18 protein-coding genes and 1 tRNA gene are annotated in these 19,930 nt (G+C 65.5%); 3 read left to right on the plus strand and 16 right to left on the minus strand.

Annotation, left to right across the window (positions count from 1 at the left end; translation table 11 throughout):
* Positions 1 to 218 precede the first annotated feature (218 nt).
* Positions 219 to 896, plus strand: a complete 678-nt coding sequence (locus ABFX56_RS06210; RefSeq protein WP_346233159.1) for a GntR family transcriptional regulator — start codon at positions 219 to 221, stop codon at positions 894 to 896.
* A 141-nt stretch (positions 897 to 1,037) separates the two neighbouring features.
* On the opposite strand, the gene hpaB is transcribed toward ABFX56_RS06210, so the two are convergent.
* Together hpaB and ABFX56_RS06220 are read right to left on the minus strand one after the other, a co-directional pair.
* Positions 1,038 to 2,492 carry a 4-hydroxyphenylacetate 3-monooxygenase, oxygenase component gene (hpaB, locus tag ABFX56_RS06215; protein ID WP_346232393.1) on the minus strand — a complete coding sequence of 485 codons (1,455 nt, stop codon included), beginning with the start codon at positions 2,490 to 2,492 and terminating at the stop codon, positions 1,038 to 1,040.
* A gap of 112 nt (positions 2,493 to 2,604) precedes the next feature.
* Positions 2,605 to 3,138 (minus strand): flavin reductase family protein, encoded by a 534-nt coding sequence (locus ABFX56_RS06220; RefSeq protein ID WP_346232394.1) that lies wholly within the window; start codon positions 3,136 to 3,138, stop codon positions 2,605 to 2,607.
* Between the two features lie 84 nt (positions 3,139 to 3,222).
* Between ABFX56_RS06220 and ABFX56_RS06225 the strand changes: the two genes are divergently transcribed.
* The gene (locus ABFX56_RS06225) at positions 3,223 to 3,927 is read left to right on the plus strand and encodes an IclR family transcriptional regulator (protein ID WP_346232395.1); all 705 of its coding nucleotides are present in this window, start codon (positions 3,223 to 3,225) and stop codon (positions 3,925 to 3,927) included.
* Positions 3,928 to 4,116: 189 nt separating this feature from the next.
* On the opposite strand, the gene ABFX56_RS06230 is transcribed toward ABFX56_RS06225, so the two are convergent.
* Positions 4,117 to 5,508 carry an amidohydrolase family protein gene (locus ABFX56_RS06230; protein WP_346232396.1) on the minus strand — a complete coding sequence of 464 codons (1,392 nt, stop codon included), beginning with the start codon at positions 5,506 to 5,508 and terminating at the stop codon, positions 4,117 to 4,119.
* A 313-nt stretch (positions 5,509 to 5,821) separates the two neighbouring features.
* Here ABFX56_RS06230 and ABFX56_RS06235 point away from each other — a divergent pair, with 313 nt between their 5' ends.
* Positions 5,822 to 7,480, plus strand: coding sequence for an FAD-dependent monooxygenase (locus ABFX56_RS06235; protein WP_346232397.1), 1,659 nt, complete (start codon positions 5,822 to 5,824; stop codon positions 7,478 to 7,480).
* 67 nt (positions 7,481 to 7,547) lie between these two features.
* Here ABFX56_RS06235 and ABFX56_RS06240 read toward each other — a convergent pair whose 3' ends face one another.
* The 13 genes from ABFX56_RS06240 to ABFX56_RS06300 form a co-directional block, all read right to left on the minus strand.
* Positions 7,548 to 8,348 (minus strand): IclR family transcriptional regulator domain-containing protein, encoded by an 801-nt coding sequence (locus tag ABFX56_RS06240; RefSeq protein ID WP_346232398.1) that lies wholly within the window; start codon positions 8,346 to 8,348, stop codon positions 7,548 to 7,550.
* Positions 8,349 to 8,363: 15 nt separating this feature from the next.
* Positions 8,364 to 9,167: a citryl-CoA lyase gene (locus ABFX56_RS06245; RefSeq protein ID WP_346232399.1), complete on the minus strand. Its 804-nt coding sequence runs from the start codon at positions 9,165 to 9,167 to the stop codon at positions 8,364 to 8,366.
* Entirely contained in the window at positions 9,164 to 10,387 is a 1,224-nt protein-coding gene (locus tag ABFX56_RS06250; RefSeq protein WP_428834406.1) for a CaiB/BaiF CoA transferase family protein, read from the minus strand. The genes ABFX56_RS06245 and ABFX56_RS06250 overlap by 4 nt, the downstream gene beginning before the upstream one ends.
* Before the next feature lie 79 nt (positions 10,388 to 10,466).
* Positions 10,467 to 10,832 carry a hypothetical protein gene (locus tag ABFX56_RS06255; RefSeq protein ID WP_346232400.1) on the minus strand — a complete coding sequence of 122 codons (366 nt, stop codon included), beginning with the start codon at positions 10,830 to 10,832 and terminating at the stop codon, positions 10,467 to 10,469.
* Positions 10,829 to 11,689: a DODA-type extradiol aromatic ring-opening family dioxygenase gene (locus tag ABFX56_RS06260; protein WP_346232401.1), complete on the minus strand. Its 861-nt coding sequence runs from the start codon at positions 11,687 to 11,689 to the stop codon at positions 10,829 to 10,831. Before ABFX56_RS06260 ends, ABFX56_RS06255 begins: the two co-directional genes overlap by 4 nt.
* Before the next feature lie 64 nt (positions 11,690 to 11,753).
* Positions 11,754 to 12,278: a DoxX family protein gene (locus tag ABFX56_RS06265; RefSeq protein WP_346232402.1), complete on the minus strand. Its 525-nt coding sequence runs from the start codon at positions 12,276 to 12,278 to the stop codon at positions 11,754 to 11,756.
* A gap of 209 nt (positions 12,279 to 12,487) precedes the next feature.
* Entirely contained in the window at positions 12,488 to 14,128 is a 1,641-nt protein-coding gene (locus ABFX56_RS06270) for a D-alanyl-D-alanine carboxypeptidase/D-alanyl-D-alanine-endopeptidase (protein WP_346232403.1), read from the minus strand.
* A gap of 39 nt (positions 14,129 to 14,167) precedes the next feature.
* Positions 14,168 to 15,151, minus strand: a complete 984-nt coding sequence (locus tag ABFX56_RS06275; protein ID WP_346232404.1) for a Gfo/Idh/MocA family protein — start codon at positions 15,149 to 15,151, stop codon at positions 14,168 to 14,170.
* A 57-nt stretch (positions 15,152 to 15,208) separates the two neighbouring features.
* Positions 15,209 to 16,159 (minus strand): hypothetical protein, encoded by a 951-nt coding sequence (locus ABFX56_RS06280; RefSeq protein WP_346232405.1) that lies wholly within the window; start codon positions 16,157 to 16,159, stop codon positions 15,209 to 15,211.
* 197 nt (positions 16,160 to 16,356) lie between these two features.
* Positions 16,357 to 16,432, minus strand: a tRNA-Thr gene (locus tag ABFX56_RS06285).
* Between the two features lie 43 nt (positions 16,433 to 16,475).
* Positions 16,476 to 17,111 carry a TetR family transcriptional regulator gene (locus ABFX56_RS06290; RefSeq protein WP_346232406.1) on the minus strand — a complete coding sequence of 212 codons (636 nt, stop codon included), beginning with the start codon at positions 17,109 to 17,111 and terminating at the stop codon, positions 16,476 to 16,478.
* Positions 17,112 to 17,183: 72 nt separating this feature from the next.
* A complete protein-coding gene (locus ABFX56_RS06295) occupies positions 17,184 to 18,719 on the minus strand; it encodes an alpha/beta hydrolase (protein WP_346232407.1) in 1,536 nt (511 codons plus the stop codon).
* A 1-nt stretch (position 18,720) separates the two neighbouring features.
* Positions 18,721 to 19,911 (minus strand): DNA polymerase III subunit delta', encoded by a 1,191-nt coding sequence (locus ABFX56_RS06300; RefSeq protein WP_346232408.1) that lies wholly within the window; start codon positions 19,909 to 19,911, stop codon positions 18,721 to 18,723.
* Positions 19,912 to 19,930 lie beyond the last annotated feature (19 nt).

Raw genomic sequence — 19,930 nt, forward strand, 5'->3', positions numbered from 1 at the left:
CAAGCCAACTCGCACTTGTCAAGTTGCTCATCATATGTATTATCTATCAACATCTTGTCATATACGATGGAATATATCGATGTTATATATAGCATGTTGCTTTGTGGCGTCGCCGGGTAAGGAAGCGGGCCGGGCGGGCAACTCTTGGCGGAGTACGGCAGCAGCACAGAGAATTGAGAGCGGCACTACCCGGCTGATCAGACGAAGGAGCCACGACAATTCACGCTGACACGTCAACAAGCGGTAGCAAGTCTGAGCGCGCCCGTAACTTCATCAAGACACGAATATCAAATGGAACGTACTCGTCGGGATTCCGGCTTGTCCTCGGCCAAATCGCTGCCGAACTCGAAATGAGCGTTGTGCCGGTGCGCGAGGCGATCAGAATGCTCGAGTCGGAAGGCATGGTCACCTTCAAACCCAACATCGGCGCACAGGTCGCCGTGCTGAATACCACCGAGTACGTCGCCACTATGCAGGCCCTCAGCATCGTCGAAGGTTACGCAACCGGTGCGGCGAGCGCGTTCATCACTCCCGGCGAACTCGAGGTCGCGCGTCGGCTCAACGGCGAACTGCAGGAATGTCTCCAGCACTTCGATCCGAACAAGTTCACCAGGTTGAATTTCGACCTGCACGCCGTGCTGTATGCCCGCTGCCCCAACACGCACATCCTTGACGTCGTGAACAAAGAGTGGATACGGCTGCGTACGCTGCGGGAAACCACGTTCCGTTTCGTTCCGGGACGGGCTCGGCAATCGATCGAGGAGCACTCAGCCCTGCTCGACCTCATCGAAAGCGGTGCCGACCCCTCGACGGTGGAGATGGCAGCCCGCAACCACCGCCTGGCAACTTTAGAGGCGTTCCTCTCGCACGAAACAAACTTGCCGTTCGGGCCCTAATGCCGGGTCACACCGCCTGCGACCCACGCCCGTTTCAAGGAAAAACTGTCACCGAGGGGCCTGCCCACCGATGCGGGGAGCCAGGGACGACAGAATCTCCTTGAGACGGGTTGGGCAGCCGGGGTGGGAGTCGGGATGCGGTCAGTCGGCGCGGGCCAGGAAGTCCCGGATGCGCTGCTGCAGCGGCTCGGCGTCGTAGCTCTTCACCAGGGCGCCGGCCATCCGCACCGGGTCGCCGAAGAAGAAGTACTCGTACAGCGCCTGCCGTGAGGAGAACCCGGAGATCGACGCGTCGTAGGCGAGCTTGAACAGCTTGATCCGCTCCGGCCCAGTCAGCGACTTGCCCTGCAGGTACAGCTCGATGTCCGGCAGCGCGTCGCTGGCCAGATCCGCCTCGCCCGGCAGCGCCATCAGGCCGCTGGCGCAGAAGGTGCGGATGATCTGCGGGAACCGCTGCGCGATCTTCGGGTACCAGTTGCGGGCAGCGTTCAGCGTCTCCCACTTGGGCTGCATCATCCCCCACTCGTTGAGTTGCGCATCCACCTCGGATGCACGCATCAGCGCCTTGCCGATTTCCACGTCGACGATGAGCTCGGCCAGCGACTCCTGGATGTGCAGGAAGCCGTCGATGCCGATGGCCGCGGCGATTTCACTGGCCAGCCCGAGGAAGAACTGGCTCTTCGCGATGGTGCGCGTCACGACCTGCTGGGTCATCAGCGCCGCGGCGCCGGTCTCGGAGTAGAACGCGTTGCACAGGTCCGGGTGCCCGAGCATGAAGATACGCTCGTTCGGCACGAACACGTTGTCAAAGATGACCACCGCATCCATCTCCTCGAAACGGCCGGCCAGCGGCTCGTCGAAGACGCTGCCTCCGTTGTGCAGCGACGTGCGGCACAGGTAACGCAGCCCGGGCGCGTCGTTCTGGATGGCAAACGCATAGGAGTACGGGGCATCCTCGGGCGTGCCGCGCAGCACGGTCGAGGGGAACACGAGCAACTCGTCGGCGATCGGGCCGATGGTGGCGAGCATCCGGGCGCCGTGGATGACGATGCCGTCCTCGCGCTCCTCAACGATGCGCGCCGACAGCTGCCCGCCGAGCTGCTCGCTGCCGGACACCGAGCGATTCACCTGCGGCGGAATGAGCGTGTGGGTGGCCAGCAGGTCGTTCTCCCTGGCCAGCTCGTAGTAGTTGCGGATGCGCTCGCCGTACTCTGGGCCGGCCTGGCTGAACCACTTCTCGGCTGCGGCCAACGCGGTGAGCGAGCTGTTCATGTAGTCACCGGTGCGACCCAGGAACCCGTTGGAGTACTCAGCCCAGACCTGGATGCCGGCGCGGCGGTGCTCGAGGTCCTCTATGGTGCGCGGGATGAGGAAGGAGACGCCGACCTTGTCGCCGGTGCTCGGCGAGTCATAGGTGAGCGCATCCTGGTATTTCGGGTCGTGCTGCATGTCGAAGAGCTTCGCGTACGTGTGCGCGACGTTCTTGAACGCCGGATGCTCGGTGAGGTTCTCGCTGACCACTTCGCCGTCGATGGTGATGTGCGGCCGCATCGAGTTCAGCTTGTCGAGGTACTGCTGCCCGGTTCTGATGCCCATGTGATGACTCCTTTGTTCGGTGGGAAAGGTTGTGCTGTTCGGTGGAAAGGATCGTGCTGTTCGGTGGAGGGATCGTGCTGTTCGGCGAAAAGGATCGTGCGGCGAAAATGTGTCAGAGAAGCGCTTCGTGCCCGAGCAGGTACTCGGGAATGGTGGTGAACTGGCCGTTGACGAAACCGAGGGCATCGCCGGCGCGGTAGTCGAAGTTGATCACTTCACCCAGATACAGCGTGTGATCACCACCGTCGTAGGCCGCCCACGGCGTGCACTCGAAGAACGACAGCACACCGGAGAGCCGCGGCGCCACCGTGCCATCCACCCAGCGGGGTTCCCCGGTCGGCGCGCCGGCGAAGTTGCTCGCCAGGGCCCGCTGCTCGGCGCCGAGCACATTGACAGTGAACGGCCGGCCTGCCAGCTGATCGTGGGACTTCGTGGTCTTGGCGATGCTCACCAATACCAGCGGCGGTGTGAGCGATACCGAGGTGAACGAGTTGACCGTAATCCCGTGCCGCCCCTCGTCGCTGTCGAACGTCACCACTGCGACGCCGGTGGCGAATCGTCCCAGGCTGCCCCGGAAGTGCTGCGCGTGCGGGTGCAGCACCGAAGAAACCTTGGTGCCTGGATGCTTGGGCGTAGCAATCATCATTGATCCCTTAGGCTGATCGTGTTCGATTATCGAACGCAGTACTCTATAGTGGAACTCTGCTTACGATAGGGCACGATGACGTCAATGACAAGCCGGACCGTACCGCACTCTCAGACACTGTCTCGGGGCATCCGCGTGCTCGAGTTGCTGAGCGAGTCCCGCGAGCCGATGACGATCGCGGAACTCGCCGCGGGACTCGGGGTGCACCGTTCCATCGTGTACCGCATCATGCGCACCCTCGAGGATCACCGCCTGGTGGTGCGAGACCATGCCGGCGGTGTGGCACTGGGACCCCGGCTGGCCGCCCTGGCTGGCGGAGTGTCCCGCAACCTGCAGGCCGCGGTCCTGCCCGAACTCACCGCGCTGGCGGGCGAACTCGGCATGACGGCGTTTCTCGTCGTGCTCGATCGTGACGAGTGCGTGACGTTGGTGAGCGTGGAGCCCCGGCACCTGAACGGGTCGGTGGCGCAACGGCCGGGTACCCGGCACCACGTCAGCGTCGGTGCGCCGGGTATGGCCATCCAGTGCTCCCTGCCCGATGAAGACCTCGCACTGCTGCTGCCGCACGGGCATCCGCGCGGTGAGGTCGGGCTTGCCCGAGAGCGTGGCTTCGCCGTCAGCCATGGTGAGGTGATCGCCGGCGTGTCCTCCGTCTCGGTGCCCGTGACAGTGCACGGACAAGCACCGTCGGCGATTTCCGTGGTCTACGTGACGAGCAATCAGCCCACCGAGGTCATCGCCGAGCGGCTCAAACTGGCGGCGAAAACGGTGCAGGCCAACTACGCCTAAGCTCTCCGTCGCCGAGGTCAAACGGTAGCGAATGCGTCAGCGTACCGAGACGGCCGAGGCGACGATCACCATCGGTGCGGACGGGTTCTCCTACACCCGGGAGGGCGAACCGATGCCGGACTACAAGCTGGGTAGCCAGGTGCAGCCGGTGGGTCGCCCCGTGTGCACGGGGCGACCCCCACGGCCGGGTCAGTCCTCCGCGCGCACCAGCCGGTCGCCCCCGTCCCATGACGTGTAGGTGTAGGGGTTCGGGATGAGCTCCGCTGGTGGCAGCTCCGGCGTCATGCCTTCGGCCCAGGCCTCCTCGCCCATCGATGACCGCAGGTAGTCCACGGTGTTGGCGACGGCATCCTTCGCCTGTCGCAGGTCGCCCGTGAGTCGGTGGCCGTCGAACTTGACCACCTTTCCGTTGATGACCACCGTGTGCACATCGCCGCGGCCAGCCTGGAACACCACGTGAGCGTAGGGGTTCAGGATCGGGGTCATGGTCGGGGATTCGTCGTTCTTGATCAGCACGATGTCGGCCTTCTTGCCCGGCGTCAGCGTGCCAATGCGGTCCTCGAGACCGAGCGCGTGGGCGCCGCCCACGGTCGCGTAGCGCACTACGTCCTCCGCGCGTACGTCGTTGCCGACCACCGTCTCGTTGCGCGCGTGGGCGCCGAGGTGGTCACGCGCCCGGTCGGCGTTCAGCGTGGCACGCATGGCGGAGAACGCGTCAGCACTCCACCACACGCTCGTGTCCATGGACAGCGAAACGGGGATGCCGTGCCTGCGCAGTTCGTAAGTGCACGGATAGCCCTGACCGGCGCTGTCCTCGCTCTCGGCCGACACCGACGCGTTTCCGCCGCTGGCGGCGATGCGCTGATAGGAATCCTGGCTCAGCGTCGACGCGTGCACATAGGTGACACGGGGGTTCATGAATCCGCCCTCCGACATCTGCAGGATGCCATCGTCGGTGGTGGCGCCCCAGACGCCGGCATGAGTGGTGACCGCGAGGTCCAGATCGCGCGCCACCTCGAACGCAGCCCGCTCGGGGAACTCCGGCTGGCCGGTGACGTCGAAGGCGAGCTGCAGTGAGAGCATGTCGTTTGCTGCGGAGAAGTGCCGTTCCACGAAGGCCTTGAACTCCGGGGCGGTTGCCCACTCCCACGGTGCGCCGAGCAGGTTGCCGTAGCCGAGCACGAATCTGCCCGGCACCGCCTTGAGCGCTTCCAGTGCCGCCTCGGCGTGATCCGTTGTCTGCAGTCCGTGCGACCAGTCGAGCGTGGTGGTCACGCCGCTGTCGATGGCCTCGATGGCGCCGAGCAAGTTTCCGGCGAAGACATCCTCCGGCCGGAACAACTTTCCCCAACTGAGGTAGTAGAACACGAAGTACTGGCTCAGCGACCAGTCCCCGCCATAGCCGCGCATCGTGGTCTGCCACATATGGCGGTGGGTGTCGATCATGCCCGGCATCAGGATGCCGTCGGCGGCGTCGATCTCGATGGTGCCCTCCGGCACAGGGAGGTTCCGGCCCACCGCCTGGATGTTCTCGCCGACGACGAGCACGTCGCCGTCATGGATCACTCCGGCGGAATCCATGGTGAGGACCGTTCCGTGGCGGAATACGACTGGGTGCCCGGATTCGAAATCGGGCCTGGGGGTCTGCGACTGCACGATAATCCTTCTCTACGTTGAGTTGACTGCCGGGTTCAAAAACTGCGTACGGCTGTCCGCGTGACGGACACTGCCATAGTACTCATGGCCGCGGGGCCCCGTCAACGACGGTCGGAGCCACAGGGCGGAGGGCGCACGCTTGACACAGAAGCAACGGTTGAACCATAATTTCAGATAACCTCCGCCGCCGGTCACTTGTCCGCATGGCGGACACCCTCGAAGAGCAACGGAGCCGACGATGACAGATGCGACCATGACGCAGGACCACACCACCCCGGTGTTGATCGTGGGAGGCAGCCTGGTGGGGTTGACCACCTCGCTGCTGTTAACCACCTACGGGATACCCAACATCGTCGTGGAAAAGCATCGTGGAACCGCCATTCACCCGCGCGCGGCATCGTTCCATCAGGGCACCATGGAGGTCTTCCGTCACGCCGGCGTGCAAAACGTCGTCGAGGAGGCCGCGGCCCTCGAGTTCGAGCAGAACGGCGCAATCGTCGCCGTTGAAAGCTTGTGCGGGAAAGAACTGCAGTACTTCTACAAGTCCTGGAACGAGGGCGTTGAAGATCTCAGCGCCACGACTCGCCTCTTCATCACCCAGGTTGGCCTAGAGCCGGTTCTGCGAGACGCGGCGGCGCAGCGCGGCGCCGCCCACTACTTCGGTTCCGAGGTCGTATCGCTCACGCAGGGTGACGACGGGGTCACCGCCCAGGTGCGCTCCCGGGACAGCGGCGAGACGCACACCGTTCAGGCCCAGTACGTGGTCGCGGCCGATGGCGCACACAGCAGCACCCGTGAGCAGCTGGGTATCGAGATGGACGGGCACGGGAGTTCAGAGTGCATCACCGTCTACTTCCGGGCCGACATGCGCGAGATGATCGGCGACCGCAACCTCAGCGTCATCTACGTGCTGCACCCCGAGCTGCTCGGCTTCTTCCGCTTCTCCTTCGACAAGCAAGCCGGCTTCCTCTCGATCTTCTCCGTGACCGATCCGGCAACCGGCCAGCACCGCGACCTCATCGCCGACCTCAGCGACGAACGTTGCATCGAATACGTCAAGACGGCACTCGGCTGCCCGGCAGACACGGCGGTCGAGATTACGAGCGTGCAACGCTGGGAGGCCTCCGCCAGCTCCGCACGCCGCTACAGCGACGGCCGGGTGTTCCTGGTCGGCGACGCCGCCCACACGATGCCGCCCACTGGCGGCTGGGGTGGGAACACCGGAGTCGCGGATGCCCACAATCTGGCGTGGAAGCTCGCCATGGTGTTGCAGGGCAAAGCGCAGCCCGAACTGCTCGACAGCTATGACGCGGAACGGCGTCCCTCCGGGCTGATGACGATGGAACAGGCCTATGCGATCTACGCCGGCCGCTACGCGGAGCGAGCTACGACAGACACCAAGCCACTGGCTGCTCCGCTGGCCGCCGAGGCTGTCGAACTCGGCAGCATCTACCGCTCCGGCGCGGTCGTCGACCCGAGTGGTGCCTCCGTCGACCCGGATCGCGAGAGCGCGGTGCACGATCCGCGCGCTCCGCTGACCGACGTCGGCGGCCGCGGCCCGCATCTGTCCGTGGAGCACGACGGATCCGAAATCTCGATCCACGATCTGTTCCGTGACGCGTATGTGCTGCTGGCCGGATCCGACGGCGCTGCCTGGCGTGATGCGGCGGCCGCGGTGTCGAAGCGGGCATCCTTGCCGTTGAAAGGCCTCCTGGTAGGGTCCGGCGGCGACGTGGTCGCCCCGGATGGGCTGTTCGAGCAGGCGTACGGGCTGGCCGCCGACGGCGCCATCATCGTCAGGCCCGACGGAGTGGTTGCCTGGCGCTCCCCCGCCGCGGCCGAGGGCGCAGAAAGTGCCGTCGAGGAAGCGATGACCAGCCTGCTCGGTCGCGCCTAACCGACGCTACCGATCGCTTTCCGGACGAGCGTGGCCGCCGCGGCGCTCACACTTGTCCGGAAAGCGATCACTCGGAGATGACCTGAAGCGGGCGGGAATGCCAGGCGATCCAGTCCGAGCTGATCGCATCCGCGCACGCTAGAAGGAGCGGCAGGTGATGGCCGGTCAGCGTCTCGATCGAGGTCTCGGCACTGTTGGAGTTGACGTTGACGGCGGCCACGGTGCGGCCGTCCCCGTCGCGCACCGCGGTCGCCACCGAACGGATGCCGCGCGCCAGCTGTTCGTCGGTGATGGCCCAACCACGTTCGCGGACCACGTTCAGTGCCGCATCGATCTCGTCCCGATCCGGCTGCCATCGCGGAACCAGGCCGGAGCGGGTCGGCAATTCGAGCGTGCGATCCAGTTCTTCCGGCGTCAGCGCGGCCAGTAGCACCTTGCCTAAAGACGTGGACAGCGCGGGGAACCGCGTGCCGATCGTCACCGACAAGGTCACCAGTTTCGGCACGGCGACCCTGGCAACGTAGACGACATCCGACCCGTCCAGTTGCGCCACGGAGCTCGACTCATTGGTCTGTCTCACCAGGTCGGCAAGACTCGGCCTCACGACGTCCCAGATGCTCATCGAACCGATGTACGCCATGCCCAACTCGATCACCCGTGGGGTCAGGGTGAACCCGTCGTCACTGGAACGGACGTAGCCGAGCTGCTCGAGCGTGATCAGGATGCGCCTGGCGGTGGGGCGGGGCAGCCCCGAAGCCACTGCGACCTCGCTGAGGGACATCACCGGCCGGTTGGCGTCGAAGCCGCGAATGACGTCGAGACCCCTGGCGATCGCCTCAATGAAGTCCGGGCTGGAGTCTCGTCGCATTCGGTGCCTTTCGCGTCAGCTGCGGTCGTCCGGTGCGTAGTACGCGTGGCGATCCACAGTCATGTATACCGCCTCGCCGATCGGACGCCGCATTTCTTCGCCCAGGTGGCCGAGCAGACCGGCGCACCGGGCCAGCAGCACGGCTCCGCGAAGTAGGGCGAGTGGCACACCGATGTCGGCCAGCGCCGCACCGCAGACCCCGGCGCCGTTCAGCGGCAGCGTCTTGCCGAGGATCTCGCCGTGTACCCGGCCGATGGCCTCGAAGAGGCGCAATTGCGGCCCGCGCAGGCCCTCCTCCTCGGCAATGGCGATGATCACCGGCGTGCGGGGATCGCCGGTCTTGTGCACCGGATGCCCAAGGCCGGGGACCAGCTTCTTTTCCGCACGCGCCGCGCGGACCGCGGCCCGGGCCAATTCATCGAAGTCGGCATCCGACTCTGGTGCGCGCTCGGCGGAGTCCAGTGCCTTGGCTAGGAACCGTCCGGTGTCTTCGGTCACACCGAGGAACCGCGAGCCGCCGCCGAGCAACCCCGCGGCGAGCGCGCCCTGGATCGACTCGGGTGCGCTATACAGCGTGAGCCGGGAGGCGATGGCGATCGGGGTGAGGCCGTGGTCGGCGAGACCGGCCATCACCGCGTCGAACACCCGCGCCTGGCCTGCGGTGGGCCGCACGCCGGTCATCAGCCACATCGCCAGCTCTCCGAAGGCAACCTTGCCGAGCATCTCGGTGGCAATGTCGTGCCCGAGCAGCGACATCGTGGTGGGGGTAGAGGTGCCGATCGAGGTGGGGAACGACGGTTGGTCGGCGGTGTCAGTCATGCGGGAAGCTTCCGTTCGGTAGAGGGGAGGGAGTCGAGCCAGTCGAGCACCGCGCTGCGGTCGCCGTCGAGGCTGGGCGGCGCGAGGTCGTAGGTTGGCGGAGTCCGCGAGAAGGTGATGGGGTTGCGAATCGTCGGCATTGCGGCCTCCCCGGCGCCGGCGCTCACCACCGGCTCCAGCCCGAGACGCTCTGCCAGTTGCACACCCTGCGCGACATCCTGAATCGGTGCGCACGGGATGCCTGCATCGGAAAGGATCGTGAACCACTCCTGGGCGGTGCGTCGACCCAGCCGCTCCAGCAGGAGCGGCCGGAGTTGTTCTCGCTCGCTGTTACGCTGCGCGGGCGTGGAGAACCGCGGGTCCTCGGGCAGGTCCGGCAGATCCAAGGCGGCGCACAACTTCGCGAATTGACCGTTGTTCCCCGCGACCACGATCAGCTCGCCATCGCCGGTGGGCAGCGGTTCGTAGGGGAACAGGCTCAGGTGCGCGTTGCCCATCCGTTGCGGGATGAAATCTCCCGCCACGTAGGCCGAGGTTTGATTCACGAGTCCGGACAGTGCGGAGGACATCAGGTTCGTTTCGACGTGCTGGCCCTCGCCGGTCTCGGTCCGGTGGTGCAGCGCCGCCAATATGCCCAAACCGGAATGCAGTCCCGTCATGACGTCGAAGACCGAGATGCCGGCCCGGTAGGGCGGCCCGTCGGGGGAACCGGTGAGACTCATCAGACCGGACAGTGCCTGCACCAGCAGGTCGTAGCCCGGCAGGCCGGCGCCCTCCTTCGTGCCGAACCCGCTGATCGACGAGTAGATGATACCGGGGTTGTCGCGAGCCACCGAGTCGTAGTCCAGTCCGAAGCGCTTCAGCCCGCCGGGCTTGAAGTTCTCGATGAACACATCGGCGCTGGCGGCAATCTTGTGCGCCACCGCGAGGTCGCCGGCATCCTTAAGATCAAGGGCAATCGAGCTCTTGTTGCGATTGATGGCGAGGTAGTACGTGGCGTCGTCACCGCGGGACGGCGGGCTCCAGCTACGGGTGTCGTCCCCGGCCGGCGATTCGACCTTGATCACCGTCGCACCGAGGTCCGCGAGCAACATTGTGCAGTACGGGCCGGCGAGGATGCGCGAGAAGTCGGCGACGATCATGCCGGCCAGCGGCCCCGTCGCGGCCGGTCTCAGGCGCGCCCTCGCGAGCACATCCCGCTCGGTCGATGTCGTGGTCACTGCTGGCTCCTCATAATGCTGGACTGTGCACCGGACACACGGATGTTCGGCGAAGCGGTTGTGGGATGGAACTCCCGGTTCAACAGATCACCGACGGGTATTCCTTTCCGCGCCAGTGCTGGAGCTTCGCGCCGTATTCGAGTTGGAACGAGAGCGGTCCGGACTTGGCGACGTAATCGTCGTTGTAGATGCCGATGTAGATCGTCAACGACAGGAAGAAGTGCGCGCCCAGCTCGAACAGCGTCACGTAATCGTGGTCGATCAGGGCCTGCCGCTCCTGCGGGGTGAAGCTGGTCCAACTCGTGGTCTCGGCGTCGCTGAGGCGCGGCCCGATCTCGCGTTCCCAACGCTCCATGTAGGCGGCCGGCTCGCTCTTGTACTGCTGGAGCAACAGCGGGTCCCGGTCAGTGGTGTACAGGAACTTGTCGACGTAGTACTTGCTCATTTCTCCACCCCATTCGGATACCAGGTGATGTAGGCCTCACGCGTATGGAAGAGGTCCAGTTGATCGACGTACGATGCCTCGATCGGACCGGCGATCCCCATCATGGTGACCAGGTCCAGGAAGCCGTGCGTGGCATTGCCTGCGGTGCCCAGGTTCTCCCGGGTCACGTTGGCCAGCAGGCCCTCCACGTCGCCGGTGGCCAGCCAGTTGATCGCCCGCTTGTCGAACTCCGGGTCAGGACCGTGCTGTTCGAACTGGCGCGGCCCGCCGAGCTCCAGTGAGAGATGCCCGCTGCCCACCGCGGCGATCCGCTGGTCGGAGGGGTACTCGTCGATGATCTCGCGAATGGCCCGGCCCAGGTCCCAGAAGCGCTGCGGCGTCGGGAACGGCGGCGCGAAGATGTTGGTGTAGATGGGCACCACCGGAAGGTCGGCATCCGGCCTGGTGGTGATGATCGGGCAGATGATCGAGTGGTCCAGCTTGAGTTCGTTGCTGAACGCCATGTCGAAGCCGCGGTCGATCAAGCCCTCCAGCATGAACTGCGACAACTCTTCGTGGCCCTCGAGCACGTACTTGGGGATCTCGAATTCGCGCTCTTCGTTGTAGAAGGTGGCGTCGTACCTGGGCGCCTTGCCGATGAGGAACTGCGGGTAATTGTCCAGGAAGAACTGATGGAAATGGTCGGCGCCGACCATGACCAGGACGTCTGGCTTAGCGGCCGTGAGGGTCTCGCGGTATGCCTCCACCTTGCGTTTCCACTCGGGTGCCTGCGGGATCTGCTCCTCGGGAGGCGCCGAGGTCAATTTGAGGTAGAACGGATGATGGGTGGTCGCCAGCACGGCGGCGAGATGTGCCACGGTGTTTATCCTTCTTTCGTCATCGAACAGTTACGGAGCGAAAACTGGTGTCCTGTTGTGAGGGTCAACGGGCAAGGCCTGCTTCTGGCTCGGCGGCCTTTTTCATCCCGGCACGACGGAGCGCGAGTGGGCCCTGGGCACCCAGTACGCCGACCACCAGCGCACCGCCCGCCCAGGCGGCACCGTGGAACCAGCTCAGCCCAAGCAGATAATCGATCGACCATCCCCCGGGTCCGGTGGCCGCCAGCACCACCGCCAGCAGCCCGTAGACCAGTGCGACCTCGTAGCCGCCTTGGTGAGCCCAGATTCCGTGTCGGAAGTTGTACGCCACCGCAACGAACATGGTGCCGACCACGATCGTGGCACCCAACGGCACGAGCGCGCCAAGGACGATCAGCGTCGCGCCGACCAACTCCGAGCAGCTGGAGAGAATGACGAAGGGAAGTCCGGGACGAAGTCCCCAGGCCTCGAAGCTCGCGGCAGTACCCCGTGCACCCTGGCCCCGGAACCACCCGAAAACCTTCTGCGTCGCGTGGCCGAACAACAGGGCGGCGAGGATCACCCGGAGCATCAGCAAACCAAATTCCACCGTCGTTCCTTCCCCATCGTTGGGTCACTCTCAGAGCCATCGTAGCAATATCGGACTGCTGTCCGCTAAGTGGACAACTCCACTATGGTCGACACTATTGAACGATGTCAATGGCACGGCAGGATTTGATCGGTGCGACTCCGGCGGCTTCCTCACCGGTTGCGACTCGGCGGTCCGCCTTCGCGACGGCGAGCGCCATCATTCTGGTTTCAGTTGTTCGAGAGGTTGTTTCCGCACTTGAGAACGCCCGCGGTGAGGTTGTCCAGCGCCGTCATGGCGTTGGCCGCCACATTGCTGCCAAGGGCGAAGAAGGCGAAGGACAGCGCGCTGCCATCCGGCGAGTGCGCGATACCGGCCAGGGTTCGGGAACTGCCAATCCAGCCGGTCTTGGCGTTCACCAGGCCCCGTGCGGCGGCACTGTCACCGCTGAAGCGGGTTTTCAGGGTTCCGGTCTTCCCCGCCACGGGGAGCGCGGAGTAGATGATCCCGAGATTCTGCTTGCCGGCCAAGACCTTGGTCATCAGTGCCGCGAGATACGCGGGCGGCACCGCGTTGTCGGCACTCAGGCCCGAACCGTCTTTGATGACGACTCCTGTGGTAGGGATGCCGTAGGCGGCCAGCGCCTTCGGGATGACCGTGGCCAGTGATGCGGAGGTTCCTCCGGCGCCGGACGACACGGAGGTCACCCGGGCCAGCATCTCGCCCAGGGTGTTGTCCGAGTCGATGAGCATCTGGCCGATCAACGTCTTCACTGGCTGCGATTGCACCTGGGCGATCGGCTCGCCCGCTTTTCCGGTTCCCGGCACGATGTCGACCCCGGCTGGCAATCCCAGCGCCTTGGCGAATGCGGCGCCGGCGTCGGCCACGGGTGTGGCGCTGCGCCTGCTGGATCCTCGCGATGGATCAGACCTTCCGGCATCCACCATCAGTGCGTTGACCCTGGTCTGGTCGCCGTCAGCGAGCGCCCTTTCGCCCCAACTCGCGTTCCAGTTGTCGGCGGGATCCCACATCGTCGCATCCAGGATCACCTTGGTGATCGGCTCGTCGCTGTCTTTTTCCCAGGCCGCCTTGGTCTGTGCGGCCAGATCCGCTAGGCTCGGCGCGCCGGCGTACAGAGTGGGCGAGCCGGCATTGAGCGTCGGGTCGCCGCCACCCACCAGCACGATGCTGCCGGGTTCGGTGCCCTTGAACACCCGGGTGGTCAATCGGGCGTCGGGGCCGAGGATGGCAAGCGCCGCGGCGGCCGTCAAGACTTTCAGAACGCTCGCCGTGGGTGCCGGCTTCGACGCGGAACGATCGAAGAGCACGTCCCCGGTCGCGGTGTTGACCACGACCCCCTCGAAGGTGCGCAGTCGTGGGTCCGCCGCCAACGCGGCCACCGAGCAGGTGCGCAGCGCAGTCGCGGCCGCAGGGTGGGCCGGCACCGGCCGGGCCGGGTCGGCGGTGGGAGTCGGGGAGGCGCTGGTGGCCACGAGCGGTGCCGCGGTGTTCGGCTCGGCTGGGGCCTCGGGCGCCATCAGGCTTCCGGCGAACACGGAGCCGGTGCCCAGCAGTACGAAGACGACCGAGAGTGCCGTGGCGATCCAGGCGCGCGGATGCCTGACGAACAGCCCGGCGAGAAAACCGGACGGGGCAGGGCGCTCCGGCTCTGGCACAAATTCGCTAGTGTGCGTCGGTGCTGACGTCGGTGGTGCGGGAGGCAGGAAGAAGGCCTCCGTTGCCGGCACCTCGAGCCGCTGGGTGGCCTCACCACCCTCCGGCTGCCCGCCGTTGGTGGCGCCGTCTCTGGTTGCGCCGTCTCTGGCGGCGCGCGCGGCGCGGCGGCTGGTCGGCTTTTCTGGCGGGATCATCCGTTACATGATAACCGGCACCTAGTGCCTGCCTTCCCGTCACTCCCCCGGGTAACGCAGCCCGATCTGGTGGCGGATCTCATCGAGAACCTCCATGATCCGCAGACTCTGTTGCGGCGGGAGGATGGTCCCGGCGCTTTCGCCAAGCAGAGCCAGCCGTTCCAGCTCCTCGGCCTGATACTGCATGCCGCGTCCGGTGATCTCGGAGGTGAACCGTTCGATAGGCGTGCCCCGGCCGTCGTAGACGGTGAACCCGGTGGCCGTGTACCAGACCGGGTCGATCTCGATGCGGCCGGCGGTGCCGATGATCGCCGCGGTGTTCGGCCCAAGGGTGTCCAGTGCGGTGTGCAGCACCGCCTGCCGTCCGTCCGGGTAGCCGAACAGCATCGCGGTTTGGCGGTCCACCCCGGTTGCGGTCTTCGCCGCGATCGCATGAATCGAGTTCGGCACACCGAACAGATCGACGGCGAGCGACACCGGGTAGATGCCCAGGTCGAGCAGGGCACCACCGCCGAGGCCCGGCGCGTTGAGCCGGTTGGTGGGGTCGCCGGACAGCAACTGGTTGTGGTCGGCGATCACGGTGCGCACCTCGCCCAGTGTGCCGGCGGCGATGATCTCGCGGATGCGCAGCATGTGCGGCAGAAACCTGGTCCACATCGCCTCGAGCACCACGAGGTGTTTGCGGGCCGCGAGTTCCACCACTGCCCGGGCCTGGGCGGCGTTGAGCGTGAAGGGCTTCTCCACCAGCACGTGTTTGCCGGCGCTCAGTGCGAGTTGCGCATTGGCGGCGTGGAACGGATGCGGGGTGGCCACGTAGATCGCGTCGACCTGAGGATCCGACACCAGGGCCTCGTAACTGCCGTGTGCCGTGCTGATGCCGAATTGGTCGGCGAAGGCCTGAGCCGACTGCCGACGCCGTGAGCCGACCGCGGCGACCGTGAAGCCGTCGCCCATCAAATCGGCGGTCTGCAGGTGTGCTATCGCGCCGGTGCCCAGGATTCCCCAGCGAAGCGCGCCTGCCATGGATTCCTTCCTGCCGAACCCGTTCGGATTCGCCAGGAGGAATCTAGCATCCAGTCGTCAGCAGCCGCCCCAACGAGACGCGGCCCTGGTGAACGCGTACGATTCGTTCGGGATGCCGCCGTGAGTCATCGCGAAGTAGATGCACACGCCGGCCGTACTGCCCGTGTAGGACGGCTTGTAGAGCGAGAGGCGGTGCGAAAGCGAGTTCCACCATTTCTGCGCCACCGTCGCGCCGGTGTTGCCTGAGCCGCCGGCAAGGTTGCCGTCGCAGCCGCGGCTCGGTACCCCGTCGCTACGCTGTGAGCCCATGTGCCCCCAGGCGCTCATCGGGTCGGTACTCGGGTCTTCGGCCATCCAGACCAGCCGGGTCTCCATGCATCCGTCGAAGCGGAAGTGGCTCATCGGCACTGGCTGGAGGCAGTTCGCCACCCGGATGGAATTGTAGGTAGCCGCGAAAGACGCGAGGTCGGCGGATGTCGTACCGGTGATCGCGCCGCCGTCGTAGGAGGCCCCGGGTGCCCCGCCGGTGCCGCCGCCCACAGGTGGCGGGCAGCCGCCTCCGGATGCCGCGGGAGCGCCTGCCGGTGCCCCTGCCTTGGCGGTTCCCGCCGTACGCGGTGCCGCCGTGCGGGCCCTCGCAGCGCTCCCGGTTCCCGGGTTCGCCGTCGGCGCCTCGGCCTCCACCACGACCGGCTTCGGAACGGGTTTCTGCGCAAGGTGCTCGGTGTCGAGCGCGGTGGTTGCGGTGGCTGGTGTTGCTGACGTGGTGGGCTTTTGCAAGCTGCGCGCTGAGGCGGAATAGGCGATGGGCGATACCGAACTGGCCGCGGGTGAGACGACAGCCGACGCCGCGGGCCTCATGACGGAGGCGAAGACCGGAACTCCGGTCTGTGTCGCGGCAGCGGCTGTCTCGCCGACCAACGAAGGCCCGCTACCTCCGACAAACGGAAGTACGAGCGTGATCACCGCCGTCAACACGGCAACCAGCAACGCAGATCGCTTCTTCACTTGAATCCCCCGATTGCGGAACATACCCCTCTGCAGTGCCGCACCTCCCACGCTAAACGTGTTGAGAAGGGCTTGACAAGCCGCAGTGAGCCTCAAGCTTCGATTGCCCCTCGGTTTGGGGGCGTTTCGCTCCGCCGGTTGTCCCCCTTGGTGGGGACGCGGGCTCGATCACCGGCGAGGGTGAGGGGCAGCCTCTGTGGAGCCGCCTGTCAGAATCGAACTGACGACCTTCTCATTACGAGTGAGATGCTCTACCGACTGAGCTAAGGCGGCGTGGCGTAGGCGTAGCCACGACACAGCAAGAAAGCTTATCCGATCATCGTGCTCCGACGGTTCCGAGAACCGTTTCGAGCTCGTCGAACGATTCGCGCACCCGACGTGGCAATCCCGGGCCACCGCCGGCACCGGCCCACTTCGACCAGGCGTGCCGCAACGCCGCCAATGCCACCAGAGCGATGAGCCTGGACCGTTCGGCGAGCGCCGTTGGATCGGCGGCCAGCACCGGGTCGTCAACGGTGAGCCGACGCGCAACCACGGCCGCGAGTTGATCTTCGAGTTGGTGCATGGCGCTCATCCGCATCGCGAAGAGATGAGGGTACTTGTTCAGGAGCCTGCGTCGCAGGTTGACGATGTCCTTGTCCTCGGTGGTGGCTGCCGAACGGGCCAGCAGGCCGCCGATCCCCGAGACGATTCCCTGTCCGGTACCCGCACTGACAAATGCCGCCACTTCGTCCTCGGCCGGCAAGGCGGGTGGGTCGCCGACCAGGGCTGCCTCTTTGGTCGGGAAGTAGTTGAAGAACGTGCGTGGTGACACGTCCGCCTGGGCGCTGATCTGCTCGACTGTAACCTTGTCCAGGCCGCTTTCGGCGACCAGGGTGAGGCAGGCGAGCTGAATGGCGTGTCGCGTCGCCAACCGTTTGCGTTCGCGCAGTCCGGGAGCCTCGGTGTTCATGTCGGCTCCTCGGCCACGAGGGTGCAGGTGAACCACGGCATCATCCTCATGCCCACATTGTCGCACCGACGATCAACACTGCGGGTCTTTCTTCGGCACTGTTCCGTCGACGAAGAAACCGTCCACGGCATCGTTCACGCAGGAGTTCGACTTGTTGTACGCGGTGTGACCTTCACCGTGAAAGGTCACCAAGTGACCATTCTGCAGTTCCTTCGCCACGGTCTTCGCCCACACATAGGGCGTCGCCGGGTCGTTGGTCGTACCGACGACCAGGATCGGGGCTGAACCGGCGGCGACGATCGGTTCCCGGTCCCGCGTGGCGGGGAACGGCCAGTTCGCGCAGGAAGTTCCGCCGTAGGCCATCTGTGGTCCGAGCACGGGTGCGGCGGCCTTCAGTTGGGCCGCCTCTTCCCGCAGGCTTGCCCTTGTACTCGTGGTCTTATAGTCCAGACAGTTGATGGCGATGAAGGCTTCGGTGGAATTGTCGTTGTATCCGCCGCCCGGTCTGCGGTTGTTGTAACTGTCCGCGAGCTGGAACGCGTAGTTCGCATCACCGTTCATCACCTTGCCGAACAGGTCGGTGAGGTACGGCCAGTTGCTGTGGCTATACAGGGGCAGGATGATGGCACTGAACATTGTGGCACTGCCGAGCATCCTGCCGTCGTCAGCGCGCAGCGGGCTGGCATCCAGACTGTCGAGCAGGCCGCGAATGGTGTGCATCGCATCGTCCACGCTGCCGCGGAACGGACACTTGCTGCCTGATAGACAGTCGGTGACGAAGGCGCGCAGCGCGCTTTCAAATCCGGTCGCCTGGGTCTTGGTCACCTCAAATTCCGTGGTGGCTGGGTCGACGGCGCCGTCGAACACCAGGCGGCCTGTCTTCTTGGGAAACAGTTCGGCGTAGGTGCCACCAAGCAGCGTGCCGTACGAGTACCCGAGGTAATTGAGCTTCTTGTCGCCCAATGCGGCCCGCAGCACATCGAGATCGCGGGCGGCGCTCACCGTGTCCACGTGGCCGAGCAGGGCCCCGGTGAAGGACTGGCACGCCTTGCCGAATTCGGCGTTGGAGTTTTCTTGGTAGTCGATCCACTGATCGGTGCCGATCGGGAAGGGTGGAATGTCGTAGAGAAACGCGTCCATCTGCTTGGGGTCGTCGTAGCACTTCACCGCGGAGGAGCGGTTCACCCCGCGCGGGTCGAACCCGACGATGTCGTACGCAGCCTGCAGCTTGGGCGAGACCGCGTAGGAGAGGCTGTCGCGGATGAAGTCATACCCGGAGGCTCCCGGGCCGCCCGGATTCACCAGGAGCGAGCCGTGGGAGGTTCCGGTGGCGGACTTGCGGATCAGGGCGAGGGTGATGGTGGCTCCGGATGGCGCATTCCAGTCCAGGGGAACGGTTGCGTCGGCGCAGTGGAACGCTCCGCACGCCGACCAGCGCAACACCTGTTTGTAGTACGGAGCCAGGTCGGCCGCCACCTTCTCGTTGGTGGGCGTCGACGTAGTGGTCTCCGGTTTCGGCAGGAAGGACGTGACGCATCCGGTAAGCATCATCACGGCCACCAGCGCGAGCGCCAGGCCCGCGGTGCGCGCGGTTCGAGCCTCGGTCATGTCAGGCTCCTCGTTTGGCCGTGATCAGCATCGCTTCCAACGCGAGCGCCGCGGACACGTTGCCGTCGATGCGTTCCCGCGCGGTGGTGATCGCGTCGAGCATTTCCAGGGTTACCGCGGCATCCGTTGCCTCGGCCGCCCGCACCAGATCGGACCGGATCGCGAGATTCACCGGCTCGGTCGGCGCGCCCAGTTGGATGAGGAGCACATCGCGATACAGCGACAACAAGTCCACGAGAATGCGGTCGATCCCGTCGCGCAAACTCCTCGTCGCCCGGCGTTTCTGGTCTTCTTCCATCGCCTTGAGCTGCGACCTCAGCACCGCAGGGATCGTGGCGCCCGGCTCGATGCCGAGCGAACGCAGTGCGTGATCGCGTTCCTGAGCGTCGCGTTCCACGGTGATGGACTTGGCGTCCTCGCCGGCAAGGTCAAGCAACGTCGCCGCGGCCATGACGGCATCCGACACCGAACGGATGCCGAGGGCGAGTTGCAAGGTACGGGAGCGGCGGGCGCGCGCCTGCTCGTTGGTTGCGAGCCGCTGGGCCATACCGATATGGCTTTGCGCTTCGCGGGCGGCGCGAAGCGCGTCGCCGCGGTCGACACCCATCCGGCGCACCAACAGTTCGGCCACTTCGTCAACGGACGGCACTCTCAGCCGCACGGTGCGCACTCGGGATCGGATCGTGGGAATCAGGTCGGCCTCGCTCGGCGCGCACAGAATCCAGACGGTGCGTGGCGGAGGTTCCTCCAGGGCCTTCAGCAGCACGTTCGAGGTGCGTTCCACCATCCGGTCGGCGTCTTCGATCACCATCACGCGGTACCGCGACACCGACGGCGAGAACTGGGAGCTGGCGACGATCTTCTTGACGTCCTCCATTTTGATGATGACGTTTTCGGTCGCGAGCACGCCAAGGTCGGGGTGGGTTCTGGCCTCCACCTGCCGTCGGGTCAGCTCATCGCCTTCGTCGGTTCCGGGGCTCAACAATGCCGTCGCGAATGCGTAGGCCAGGTTCGACCGGCCGGATCCGGGCGGGCCGGTGATCAGCCACGAATGAGTCATGGCGGAATCCTCCGCCACGTCCATCGGCGAGGCCGTCGTTCCCGGAGTCGTTACCCGCAGGGCTGACTGTGCCGCGGACCGGAACGTCGCGATCGCGTCGGCCTGGCCGGTCAGTTCATCCCACACGGACATGTGCACAGCCTAAACGGCG

It is taken from the genome of Parafrigoribacterium mesophilum (genome assembly GCF_039652555.1).
Lineage (GTDB): Bacteria > Actinomycetota > Actinomycetes > Actinomycetales > Microbacteriaceae > Parafrigoribacterium > Parafrigoribacterium mesophilum.

Bases quoted from the DNA above. Each gene is read 5' to 3' on its own strand.
- hpaB (WP_346232393.1), bottom strand. From the start codon at position 2,492: ATGGGCATCAGAACCGGGCAGCAGTACCTCGACAAGCTGAACTCGATG.
- ABFX56_RS06220 (WP_346232394.1), bottom strand. From the start codon at position 3,138: ATGATGATTGCTACGCCCAAGCATCCAGGCACCAAGGTTTCTTCGGTG.
- ABFX56_RS06225 (WP_346232395.1), top strand. From the start codon at position 3,223: ATGACAAGCCGGACCGTACCGCACTCTCAGACACTGTCTCGGGGCATC.
- ABFX56_RS06230 (WP_346232396.1), bottom strand. From the start codon at position 5,508: ATGGATTCCGCCGGAGTGATCCATGACGGCGACGTGCTCGTCGTCGGC.
- ABFX56_RS06235 (WP_346232397.1), top strand. From the start codon at position 5,822: ATGACAGATGCGACCATGACGCAGGACCACACCACCCCGGTGTTGATC.
- ABFX56_RS06240 (WP_346232398.1), bottom strand. From the start codon at position 8,348: ATGCGACGAGACTCCAGCCCGGACTTCATTGAGGCGATCGCCAGGGGT.
- ABFX56_RS06245 (WP_346232399.1), bottom strand. From the start codon at position 9,167: ATGACTGACACCGCCGACCAACCGTCGTTCCCCACCTCGATCGGCACC.
- ABFX56_RS06255 (WP_346232400.1), bottom strand. From the start codon at position 10,832: ATGAGCAAGTACTACGTCGACAAGTTCCTGTACACCACTGACCGGGAC.
- ABFX56_RS06270 (WP_346232403.1), bottom strand. From the start codon at position 14,128: ATGATCCCGCCAGAAAAGCCGACCAGCCGCCGCGCCGCGCGCGCCGCC.
- ABFX56_RS06275 (WP_346232404.1), bottom strand. From the start codon at position 15,151: ATGGCAGGCGCGCTTCGCTGGGGAATCCTGGGCACCGGCGCGATAGCA.
- ABFX56_RS06290 (WP_346232406.1), bottom strand. From the start codon at position 17,111: ATGAACACCGAGGCTCCCGGACTGCGCGAACGCAAACGGTTGGCGACG.
- ABFX56_RS06295 (WP_346232407.1), bottom strand. From the start codon at position 18,719: ATGACCGAGGCTCGAACCGCGCGCACCGCGGGCCTGGCGCTCGCGCTG.
- ABFX56_RS06300 (WP_346232408.1), bottom strand. From the start codon at position 19,911: ATGTCCGTGTGGGATGAACTGACCGGCCAGGCCGACGCGATCGCGACG.